Source organism: Bacillus sp. F9_6S_D1_P_5, from assembly GCF_054823925.1.
This window is the reverse complement of record NZ_JBTREW010000046.1, coordinates 1-10,900: the sequence shown is the minus strand read 5'-3', so window position 1 is coordinate 10,900 and position 10,900 is coordinate 1. Positions and strand designations below refer to the sequence as shown.

9 protein-coding genes and 1 pseudogene are annotated in these 10,900 nt (G+C 32.1%); 6 read left to right on the top strand and 4 right to left on the bottom strand.

Features of this window, described 5'->3' with window-relative positions; translation table 11 throughout:
- A pseudogene (locus ACUXEY_RS27890) lies at positions 1 to 312 on the top strand (hypothetical protein); the annotation flags it as partial.
- Positions 313 to 1,670: 1,358 nt separating this feature from the next.
- Here the strand turns inward: ACUXEY_RS27890 and ACUXEY_RS27885 are convergent.
- Both ACUXEY_RS27885 and ACUXEY_RS27880 read right to left on the bottom strand, forming a co-directional pair.
- Positions 1,671 to 2,024: a hypothetical protein gene (locus ACUXEY_RS27885; RefSeq protein ID WP_242248896.1), complete on the bottom strand. Its 354-nt coding sequence runs from the start codon at positions 2,022 to 2,024 to the stop codon at positions 1,671 to 1,673.
- Between the two features lie 280 nt (positions 2,025 to 2,304).
- Positions 2,305 to 2,964 carry a DUF3967 domain-containing protein gene (locus ACUXEY_RS27880; RefSeq protein WP_098670224.1) on the bottom strand — a complete coding sequence of 220 codons (660 nt, stop codon included), beginning with the start codon at positions 2,962 to 2,964 and terminating at the stop codon, positions 2,305 to 2,307.
- 252 nt (positions 2,965 to 3,216) lie between these two features.
- Here ACUXEY_RS27880 and ACUXEY_RS27875 point away from each other — a divergent pair, with 252 nt between their 5' ends.
- Entirely contained in the window at positions 3,217 to 3,378 is a 162-nt protein-coding gene (locus tag ACUXEY_RS27875) for a hypothetical protein (protein WP_461302061.1), read from the top strand.
- A 155-nt stretch (positions 3,379 to 3,533) separates the two neighbouring features.
- Here ACUXEY_RS27875 and ACUXEY_RS27870 read toward each other — a convergent pair whose 3' ends face one another.
- On the bottom strand, positions 3,534 to 4,304 hold the full coding sequence (locus tag ACUXEY_RS27870; protein WP_461302060.1) for a CsxC family protein: 771 nt from the start codon (positions 4,302 to 4,304) through the stop codon (positions 3,534 to 3,536).
- Positions 4,305 to 4,729: 425 nt separating this feature from the next.
- Between ACUXEY_RS27870 and ACUXEY_RS27865 the strand changes: the two genes are divergently transcribed.
- On the top strand, positions 4,730 to 5,227 hold the full coding sequence (locus tag ACUXEY_RS27865) for a DUF3967 domain-containing protein (RefSeq protein ID WP_461302059.1): 498 nt from the start codon (positions 4,730 to 4,732) through the stop codon (positions 5,225 to 5,227).
- Positions 5,228 to 5,489: 262 nt separating this feature from the next.
- On the opposite strand, the gene ACUXEY_RS27860 is transcribed toward ACUXEY_RS27865, so the two are convergent.
- The gene (locus tag ACUXEY_RS27860; RefSeq protein WP_429603266.1) at positions 5,490 to 6,188 is read right to left on the bottom strand and encodes a CsxC family protein; all 699 of its coding nucleotides are present in this window, start codon (positions 6,186 to 6,188) and stop codon (positions 5,490 to 5,492) included.
- Between the two features lie 704 nt (positions 6,189 to 6,892).
- On the opposite strand from ACUXEY_RS27860, the gene ACUXEY_RS27855 reads away from it, so the two are divergent.
- The 3 genes from ACUXEY_RS27855 to ACUXEY_RS27845 all read left to right on the top strand — a co-directional run bounded on the left by ACUXEY_RS27855 (position 6,893) and on the right by ACUXEY_RS27845 (position 10,559).
- Positions 6,893 to 7,681 (top strand): collagen-like protein, encoded by a 789-nt coding sequence (locus ACUXEY_RS27855; protein ID WP_461302062.1) that lies wholly within the window; start codon positions 6,893 to 6,895, stop codon positions 7,679 to 7,681.
- A 515-nt stretch (positions 7,682 to 8,196) separates the two neighbouring features.
- Positions 8,197 to 9,663, top strand: coding sequence for a plasmid recombination protein (locus ACUXEY_RS27850; protein ID WP_461302058.1), 1,467 nt, complete (start codon positions 8,197 to 8,199; stop codon positions 9,661 to 9,663).
- 218 nt (positions 9,664 to 9,881) lie between these two features.
- Positions 9,882 to 10,559 carry a hypothetical protein gene (locus ACUXEY_RS27845; protein ID WP_001001388.1) on the top strand — a complete coding sequence of 226 codons (678 nt, stop codon included), beginning with the start codon at positions 9,882 to 9,884 and terminating at the stop codon, positions 10,557 to 10,559.
- Positions 10,560 to 10,900 lie beyond the last annotated feature (341 nt).

The window sequence follows — 10,900 nt, the reverse complement described above, 5'->3', positions numbered from 1 at the left end:
TTTGAGCAAATAACGCTCAAAAATCTCCACCTTCAGAAAAAGAAAAGTCGGTTCGTTAATCCTCACCTAAAGGCTATCGCCTTTTCTTTTTTTTTCTGTCCTTGCGGAACTTTTTTCGGCTGGTTTTTAGCTTTTGCCAAGCCGAACAGACCAAAAACGGGGTTAAGTTGCTCAACTTGGATCAATAATTGTACCAGCCGAACCGCCAGTTCTTCCGTTCAAAATATTCTTCTTTTTTTATATGTAATTAACGCTATGTGGGGTTTCGCCCCCACACGACGAGCCAGCACTCACACCCAAAAACAGGGGTGAATAGCATGATAAAACATTTTTACACTGTAGAATCATGCTATTATAAAGAAATTTGGCAGTTTTTATTTACCTTTTTTAGGTGTCACTTTTTTTTGACACCCTATCTTCTATAAAACCTTAACTTTTTTTGTATTATTTTTCACTTTCTAGGTGTGAAAATAAATTCACACTTTACTTCGTATAAACCTTTGTTATTACTGACTTTCTTCATTTTGCTCTTCTCATTCTTATATATAGGGTTAAAAGCAATGGAAGATTAAAAGATAAGATCAAAATAAAAAACAACTAGTCCTTGGAAGAGATGCTAGTTGTTTTAAAATTCGTTATTGATAGTTCATTGGTGTTGTGATGACTTTACTATAAATTGGTATTTTATTTTTATAAATGGAAAAAATCGCATCGATGTGATCAGGAATGATTTTGAAACAAGTGAGGTTCTATTTCTACATCAAATAATAGATTTCTAAATGAATATTCATATGATGATGTTGATTGAGAAGAAGTTTGTAGATTTTGTGTTCAGAATAGCCAAGCTCTTTTCTTTATAATATTTATTATATTCAATGTAGGATAGTTTTTTGTTTGTAAGCTTGTCCATGCTTGTCTAATAAAAATTACTGATGTTTATATTTCCAACAACTACAATGATGTTCCTGTTTGCAACAATCACAATGATGTTTGTGTTCTAAATAATTATTATCCCTATTCATTTTCTTATACCTCCTTTTCAAATAAAGAGTTATATTTTATTTTATGCTTTAATAAGAACAACGCTTGTTTACTAACCTATCTCATTTTTTAACTTTTATATAAAAGCTAAAAAATGAGATAGAAATGGATTGTTTGTTGTTGTTAAATTGAAAGCTTAAAAACAAAAATCTCTTTTGAATTCTAAAAGAAACTCTCTATGAATGATTATTCATAGAGAGTTAACATAACGTTCCAATTTATTTATTTTAGATGTCATTTTATATTGACATCTTTTTTCATTAGTATTTATCCTTTTTAAGGTGTTCCTTTTTGGGTACACCCTATACCTTATAAACCCTTGATATTACTGACTTTTTTCACTTTGCTCTTCTCACTTTTATATATAGGATAAAAAGTAATCCTTATTCAAAAATAGCTATGTAATACGTGGGGTTTCGCCCCCACACGACGAGCCAGCACTCTAGCTAAAAAGCAAAGGGGGAAACCAAAAGATAAGATCAAAACCACGCTAAGCAAAAAATACAATGAGCTGTCCATATGGGCAGCTCATTTACATAATTATCGTTATTGGAAGTTATTTTAAACTTCTCCTGATTGGAGAGATTCAATTCTCCTCTAAAAAGGCATCCACTTATTCGTTATGTGTTTTATACTTGTTTTGTTTTCTTTGCTCTTGTAAACTTCCAAAAAGCTAAAAGTAGTATGAGGAGTGGTATTCCCTGAATGAAGAGAAATCCTCCTAAAAAATAAAGCACATGACTAACTAGAGGAGGAGCTGTTGCCGAATCACCCGCAACATAAGCTCCATAATTAGCCACCACACCTGCATAATCAGCTATCCCGCCTATAAAAAAAGCCACTGGACTTATGAGTAGGTTTATCCCTAAACAGACGATTATCAATGATAGGTTTTTAGCCTTAATTTTTGATGAACTAGACAAGAAAAATAAGAATATTGCAGTGCCGAATATAAGAAATAGTAATACATAATAAATTCCCATAATATCCCTCCAAGACTTTAATTGTACCATCAATCAGGGCAATTTTGGATGAATATGATATTCGTATATAGTTAACATAACGTCCTATTATCGGTAGCAAAGAAAAAGCGAAATCCATTGATATAATAAGGATTTCGCTTTTTCTTTGTTTGTCATGATATGCATGAATTTATACATTGTCGAGATATTAGGAGTTTTCAGGCTTATGAATGTCCTGTATTAGTACAAAAATTTGTATAAAATTATGTATAAAAAAGATTTGCATATAAGCAAATCTTTTTTATTTCCAGAATTTCCACCAATGTTGTTTCTTTTCTATAGTAGGAGCAACTAGTTGTTTAGTCTCTTGAATAGATTGTATGTTATGTAGTAGTTGTTCATCTCTTTCTTGTAACAATTGTTCATGGTATTTTTTGTATATTTGTATATCGTCTCTCAATGTTTGAAATTCTTCTTGAGTTCGTCGTAGTTCTTCTTTTATGGATTCAAGTTCTTTTGTTATTTCTTCGCGTTCTTCGCGTTCCTCATGTAACAGTTCACGTAATAAATTAGTATTGTTTTCGCGTTCCAATATTTCTTTATCTCTTGTAATAAGCAAAGTTGGGGAATCCATTGGATCATGGGACGTTCCACTCGTGTTCCAATTTTCATTATTTATATTTATTGCTACAGTTTTTGCAGCATCCACCTTGTTATATCCGGCATCTTTCATAAGTGTTTGAAATTGTTTCAAAGCTTTTATATCCTTTGAAGTAAAGGTTCGATACTCACGATTACTTTTAGGATCACGAACTTTTATAAAGGTGTATTCGTGTTTTTCTAACTCTAAACACCATTTACGTAAATAGCTTTCGCTAATACTTAAAATTTCTGCTACTTCCTTAGTTAGGAAGGCGGGAAGTGGATTGGATTGTATACCGTTCCGCGTTCCATCAGACATCGTTCCTCACGCTCCTTTTCGCGTTCCAATTGACGTTCCTGAAAATATATTATACATGATAAAATGAAATACCTTTGAAATATAAAATTTATTGGTAATATAGGTTAGATCATATTTTAAGGGTTAATTCGTGATTTCAACTACAAAATTAGAAGAATAAATGGGGAAGATGAGAATACATTTACAATTGTGAGAAAAAAGTATTCTTTTTTTGTTGTGGATAAAATTGTGGGTAAAATGGAGGAATATCTGATGAATATTATTTGTATAAAAACAAAAAATCAATATAAAAGTGAAAAAGAAAATGAAATGGAAACTATACCAATTATAAATCGAGTATATTATGAAAATGGAGAGATTAAATTCGAAATATTAGGGGAGCAAAAAGTTCCTATGACATGGTTAGATAAATAGAGAAAAGGCACTCATTTGAGTGCCTTTTCTTTTTCGTAGGTATGGATTTATGTTTTGAAGTTACTTTGTTTAATAAATAAATTTTTAAATCTATAAAAAAAGAAAGAAGAATTTTTTAGGATTCTTCTTTCTTTTTAGTCTATGAACATTTTTAATTAGCAGTTAAATCCTCTTGTAGGTGCTCCGAGTTGAACTTGTTGAGTTTGTAATACTTTTAAAGTCAAATCAAGAACGATTTTTTCACGTAATTTGTCAAATGCTTTTTCTGAATGTGTTCTTTCACATGAGCCTTCACCATGACTATCATGATCACTATGACATGGTGCATAGTCAAGCTCATAAAATTCTGCACTGATTAATTCACAATATGGTTGTTCATTATAGAAAACATTATTTTCAAAGAAGTATTTGTCTAGACGAGGAATATCAGTATTTTTTGGATTAATGAAACGAGCTTTGCTTTCTGAAGAGAAAGCTATAATTGGTGCAGAAAGAAAATCATCATCAGCTAATTCAGCAAAACCAGAGAAATGCACTTTTGCAATTTTATCATAAATTACGCCATTGCAATCATAGCCTGCATATTCAATGTTTTTACGAATATAACCTTCTACAAATAATTTAGCTCTTGTTACTTCTAAATATCCTGTTTCATTAATTGGTGTATAGTCAACAGGAACTAGTTTACATTGTGTTAAAAACACATCTTTTAACACTCTTTTAATTTCTACTGCTGGTGGACAAAGTGGAATATCTGCTTCTACTACAATTTGAAGTGTTCTTTCTGCTAATACAACTGGAATTTTAACTCTTGGATTTGTTGCAAGAACAGGTGTTACATCAGTATCGCTAAGTGGAGTTCGTGTTTCTGATTTAACTCTACAATCTTTGTTGTGATTGTCATTGTTGTACTCAGGTTTATTCAATTAAAATGACCCCCGTTTATTTTATATTTAAAGCTATCTACTTAAATATGATATTTAATATATCCATTTGTGTGAGGGCCTGTATAATAGTTATTTTTCTTATTTTAAGATATAAAGGTTAAATTAGATTAATAAAATCAAGATTTTTTATGCTAGTTTTTGTTTAGTATGTATTTTCGTCTAGTATGTATTTTCGTCTAAATATTGAACCATCTTGAATAAAAAAACATAAATTATATGTGAGTTGAGTACTGTTGTACTTGTTTACGTTTATATAGAAATCTTCTTTGAAAAGAAAGAAAATCTACTAATAGGTTTTTTTCTTTTTTTAATAAAATTGATGGTTATAAAAGGTAACACCTTTTTTAGAAGAAAAACACTAAATATCAATTGAAAAACAGCTTAGAACAGAGGGAGAATACAATATGTCTCAAACTTATTGGGGGGCTGAGGTAGCTAAGAAATTAGGGATTGGCTCAAGTACTTTGCGTAAATATTGTTTTGCTTTGGAGAAAGCTGGGTATTCTTTCGAGCGGGGTAACAATAATTCTAGGATTTTTTATGATAATGATGTAGCAACTATAGAACGGCTAATAGTTGCTATGAGAAAGAAAAATCTAAGGCTAGATCAGGCTGTAAATTTAGCAATGACAAGTGTTACAAAAAATGAGGTAGCAATTACAGAACACATAAAAACATTAGTAGAACGTATAAAACGATTGGAACAACTTAATTTAGAGTTGATTCAAAGATTTGATCAACAAAGTAAACTTTTACAGGAAACAGATGTTCAACACATAATAAGAGAAGAACAAAGAGATGTTCAATTAATGCAGATATTAAGAGAAATACAGGATAGTAGTCGTCTAATAGCAGCTTTAGAACAGAAGAAGTTATTTTGGAGTCGCCTGTTTGGTAAATAAATTAAAATCTAATGATAAAAAGACTTTTTCTTTTCATTTGAAAAAAAATAAGAAGTGAGTTTTTTGTCTATTATTAATAATGATATTAGATTTTTAGCACTATAAATGTTAGTCAAACATATATTGTAGTATTGGAATAGGTTTCACTCACTTATTTCAATTCATCTTATTTTATTTTATAGTCTCTTTTAAAAGAACATCAACGGGCATTGGTGTTCTTTTTAAGTAGGTTGATTTTGAAAAATAAGAAGTTTTCTTTGTTTTAAATTTGTACTTGTTGTATTTGTAAAACTTTTAAAGTAAGGTTTAATACCATTCTTTCATGAAGAGTATCAAATGGTTCGTTTAAGTCGGTTAGACAAGGGGAAAAGTCTAATCCAACAAATTGAGTACTAACTAATTCGCAATATGGTTGTTTGTTATAAAAAATTGTATTTTCGAAGGGATATTTTTCTGAATGTGGTAAATCACCGTTTTTAGGATTAATAAAATGAGATGTAGTATCTAAGGAACCAGCTATTAAAGCTAAAGATAGAAAATCATCCTCTAATAGATCTATAGAATTAGAAAATGGAACATTTATACTACAATTATATATAATTCTAGTATATTCATCATTTACATATTCAATATTTTTACGAATATATCCTTGGAAAAATAATTTAGCTTTTGTAACTAGGTGGTAATTTGTACCTGGTATTGGGGTAAATGCTAGAGGAACTAAATTACATTGTTTCAAAAATACGTCGTTTTTTATGATACGTTTAATTTCAATTGCTGGAGGATCTAATGAAATATTAGATTCTACAACAATTTGAATTGTTCTTTCAGTTAATACAACTGGCATTTGTACAATTGGTGCTTCTGTAGTAATAGTTGGTGCTTCAATTTTATTACTTAATTGTGTTTGAGTTTGTCCTATCACCTGACATGATGTATTAATTGGATGTTGTTCACTCATCTTATTTAGTCTCCTTTTTGAAATTACTTTAGATTTTTAAAACTGTTCAATGCCAATGTATTAATTTTTTTTCATTTATGTTATTAGTATCTATAAAATTAATTAATATTACATACAGATATATAAATGTAAAATCATTATGAAAAAGAGAGATATGATTTTTGTGTGTTTGAGTTTTCCAATTTATTCATATCATTTTGAATGTATACTTTCGATAGTGATTTTGGAGAAAAATCATGAATTGTAATAAAGTCAATCAAATAGATGATATGAATGTAAACTAATATCTAGAAATTTACATTGGAACTTACAATTGAAATCCAACATACAATGCTATGAGCATTTACAACATAGTTTTGGTTAAAACCACAGCTAATCACCTCCTATGAAAAGTAGCCATAGGAGGTGATCGTATGAACGAAGAAAATATTGTTTTATGTGGAGCTGCTGTTGAACAAGCTTTAATTTATTCAACACTGTCATCTATTTTTTCGTTCACCTTTATTAACAGGTCCAACAGGAGAAACAGGAACCTCTATAACAAACTAGGTTCTTTATATATTATTAAATAGGTTTATATCTGTTACATAAGGACTTGTTCTTTATATTTATTTTTACTTTTTAGGTTTTTTTCTTATACTTATTAGTTTACTAATTAATAAGTTATAGGGTGTAAGTGGGTGAAAGATAAGGTTGGTGTAAAAATGAAAGAATTTAAAAGAAATTGTAATCACAAGGATAGGTGTGATCGTTTCCTTCCCCCTGTACCTCCAATTGAAGTTGGACCAACAGGACCAACAGGACCAACGGGACTGACAGGACCAACGGGACTGACAGGACCAACAGGATCAACAGGACCGACAGGACCAACAGGATCAACAGGACCAACAGGACCAACAGGACCAACAGGACCAACAGGACCAACAGGACCAACTGCAGTAGGGTGTTGTCCATGTACAAATCTTCTTGACAATCCTGGATTTGACTTCCCAGGTGTGACAGGTGATACTGTACCAGGGTGGGTTCAAAATGGACCTGTTACAGAAGTAGGTTTTCCAAATGTGCACAGCGGTCGTTTTCTTCCAGATGGTTCATTTAGTCTTTTGGCTGCATCACTTGATCCAGGTGGAAGCTTGACGCAACTCGTTGATGTAGAAGCGGGGTGTTGTTTTACGCTTACTTTTGCTGCGGATGTAAGGGACGGAGCTTTTCTTGTTGCTGCTGTATCGTTTCCAGAGCTTGGACAGGGATGTCCTCCTTCTCCAACCACACTTGGACCATTAAATATTCCACATATTGTACCTGTTATGAATCAACCACAATCTCTTTTTCAACATTATCACCTTGTTGTGTGTATACCTGATGGTGTCACAGCAGCATGTATTTCATTCCAAAATACAGCAACAGGCGGAGTCGGTGCAACAGCTTTTGTAGATAATGTTGTATTCCAACCTACTGGTGGACCTTGTACTTCATGTTCACAAAATTTTTAATGTATTAGTGTATTTGCAGTTTTTAGTATAAAAAGAGAAGGATTATAAAAATCTTTCTCTTTTTTATTTATAAACTATTATCTATTGTAATAAATTTTAAAAAAAGAAACCGGGTTTAATATGGCTATATGTCAACGGTAAGCGGACGAACGAAGCAAAGCGAAGTGAAGGAGCATTAAGGAGTTGACATATTTACCACACCCAAGACCCTTTTGTGTGGGTCAAACGGTATCCGTTTGACCCTGCCAACCGGCGAGGGAGCCCCTCAAGGATTGAGGGGTTGGGGAGTTGGATATATGGGGTCTGGGGAAGAGTTCCCCAGTGGGTTTGGGCGATGCCCAAGGTTTGATTTCGCCATGCTGAACATGGCTCGGCGAAGACGACAAGCGTCGCAGACCCCTATCGATTTTGATGCGTTAGCGTCAAAATACGTATAGGGTTACGTCAATTGACACAATTTCGTCGCCTTGCTAGACTTATTGTATCAATTAATCTGGGGAAAGTGGTGGCACTTTATGTTAGGTTCTATCTCATTTAATCAATCTCATCAAAGTTCATTAAGCCATAATAACAGAGAAAATATTTATGGGAATCCTGGTATTGATCCAGCTAGGTTACATGAGAATATTTATTTTGTTCAAAAGGACATCCGAAGTGTATACAAGGATGTTTTTCAAGAAGCCGTGGACAAGTATAACGAGAAACAAAAACGGAATGATCGTAAAATTGATGACTATTATAACAAAGTACATAAAGATGATAAGACACATGAGCAACGAGAATTAGTTGTGGCGATTGGGGAAGGTAAAGACGACTCGAAATATAGGGAAGCCAAAAAGGAAGCGTTAAAACGGTATGCAGAAGCGTTTCAAGAGCGAAATCCCAATCTAGCAGTTTATAACATGGTTTTACATGATGATGAAGCCAATCCGCATTTACATATTAACTATGTACCGAATTTCGAAAGTAGTCGAGGATTAACGAGGCGTGTCGGAATGGATAGAGCCTTGCAACAACAAGGTGTCGAAGGAACGGGAAGAAAGTTAATTGCGCATTGGAGAGAAACAGAAACGGCTTATATCGAGCAATTGGCTAAAGAATATATTCCGAATTTTGAACGTGCTAATGTAGGTTCACATAAGTACATGAAAGTTCGTCAATACAAAGAGTATGCAGAAGCAAAGTCAACTATTGAAAACCAAGTAGAAGAAAAAGAAACACACTTACAAACGATTGACGATTATTTAAAAAACGTTGAAGAAAAAACAAACGAATTAGAAGTAACGAAAACGAGTTTGGAAAGTGATGTCGTTGATACGTACAAAGAATTAGAGATAGTAAAGCAACAAGTAGAGAGTGAAAATGAAAAGCTGCAGTTAATTGGTCAGCGTCATATAGAGTTAGAAAAAAGAGTAGAACAAATGCAAAAAGAATTAGATAGTGCTACGGATCAAGTACCAAATGAACCTGTTAAAATTCCATTTTTACGTAAAGAAGTAGTAGTAGAAGTGCAGGATAAAATGTTTGGAAAAGCTGAAATCACGAAGAAACAGACAAGAAATTATGTGTTATCACCAGAACAATATCAAGAAGTAACAAAGCAAGTGAATGCAGCGGTTACTATCAAAAAGGATTATGAGCGTTTGAAAAAGATAGATTTTGTGAAAGAGAATGAGAGTTTAAAAGTGCATGCAGAGGGCTGGATAAAAGAAAATCGAACGTTGAAACAAGAAAAAAGTAAGTTGCAAAAAGAAGTTGGTTTATTAAATAGAGAAATAAGCTCGTTAAAAGCTCATATAAAGGGTTTACAGACGAATATAAGAGTTTTGTATATACAAACGAAAAAAGTTCTTAAAGAGCAATTTAAGGTGCTTAGAGGAATTGTTAAGAATGAATTGGATAGCAAGGGAGTAGATAATCAATTTGAACGTGAACATAAGAGAGAAATAAGCAAACATCGAGATTTTGATAGGGAACGGTAAAAAAATAGGGAAACTTTGTTTTTATCTTCAAGGTTATTGAAAACGTGATAGAATGAAAAAAAGAGCCATGCTGGAACATGACTCTTTTTATAGGGTATTCTACGAAAATACCTAGACTTCATTTATCTGATTATAGATTATCATAATTTGTTTTATAATCAAATAGCAAAAAATAGGTGTTTTTGTTGATTCCCTCAATTTAGAGGAGGAATTAACCAATGAATGAAGAATTGGGACAAGCTTTAAATCAAGCTGATAGAAATGCTAGAAAAAGAGATTTTGAGAAAGATGGAAAACAAAGAGACCAAGCTGAAGAACTAAAAAAATCTCTTTTACAACAGTTAAAAGAATTAACTGGAGAAGACCATTATGTTGGAACTAATAAAGATCCATTTGCTGGAGAACCATTTAATCAAGTAATGCATAGAAATTTAGATTTGTTGAATAGTATTGGTTATTTAACTCAAGCAGAAGAAAGTTTTTTATTTAGAATTCAAGCTTATTTGGAATTTAGAAGTAATGTTATTATTTGTAGAGATGATAAATTTAAAAGGAAACGAAAGAGCGCTGAGGAAGATTATGAGTTACCAAAAGCAGCAACTGTTTCTGAAATTGCTGAAATGATAGGGAAATCAAGAGAAAAAACTTCTTTGCTTATGAATTCATTAAAGAAAAAAGAAATTTTACTTAATCCAGAAGGTGCTGGACAAATTATTGAAAATGGTCGTACTGTAAGTCCTAGAACATGGGTGGTAAATCCTTACATAATGATTTGTGCACCTCGAAAAAATGAAGTGAAACTTGATAAATTAACGATGAGGTTGTTTCAATATTCTTTGAAAAATCTTAAAGATCAAAATGGTAAAAAGGTAAAATTACCAGCTAGATTTTTTTAGACTATATCAATTTGATATAGTCTTTTTTATATGTATTTCAAAGCAAGTTATCCACTTTATTACTTATTTGTATTTTTTTAGGTGTGACGAAAACGTCACAAAAAGACTTAAAAGTGTGACGAAAACGTCACACCCTGAAAAGTGTATTCAACCCAGTCATATCAAGGGATTCACGCATTTTTTGTAGATGCTCTCTATTATCACTATTATTAAAGGCTAAAAGTTCCGTAAGGAACAGGTAGTATTTTTGAGCAAATAACGCTCAAAAATCTCCACCTTCAGAAAAAGAAAAGTCGGTTCGTTAATCCTCACCTAAAGGCTATCGCCTTTTCTTTTTTTTT

Bases quoted from the DNA above. Each gene is read 5' to 3' on its own strand.
- ACUXEY_RS27885 (WP_242248896.1), bottom strand. From the start codon at position 2,024: ATGGGAATTTATTATGTATTACTATTTCTTATATTCGGCACTGCAATA.
- ACUXEY_RS27880 (WP_098670224.1), bottom strand. From the start codon at position 2,964: ATGTCTGATGGAACGCGGAACGGTATACAATCCAATCCACTTCCCGCC.
- ACUXEY_RS27875 (WP_461302061.1), top strand. From the start codon at position 3,217: ATGAATATTATTTGTATAAAAACAAAAAATCAATATAAAAGTGAAAAA.
- ACUXEY_RS27865 (WP_461302059.1), top strand. From the start codon at position 4,730: ATGTCTCAAACTTATTGGGGGGCTGAGGTAGCTAAGAAATTAGGGATT.
- ACUXEY_RS27860 (WP_429603266.1), bottom strand. From the start codon at position 6,188: ATGAGTGAACAACATCCAATTAATACATCATGTCAGGTGATAGGACAA.
- ACUXEY_RS27855 (WP_461302062.1), top strand. From the start codon at position 6,893: ATGAAAGAATTTAAAAGAAATTGTAATCACAAGGATAGGTGTGATCGT.
- ACUXEY_RS27850 (WP_461302058.1), top strand. From the start codon at position 8,197: ATGTTAGGTTCTATCTCATTTAATCAATCTCATCAAAGTTCATTAAGC.
- ACUXEY_RS27845 (WP_001001388.1), top strand. From the start codon at position 9,882: ATGAATGAAGAATTGGGACAAGCTTTAAATCAAGCTGATAGAAATGCT.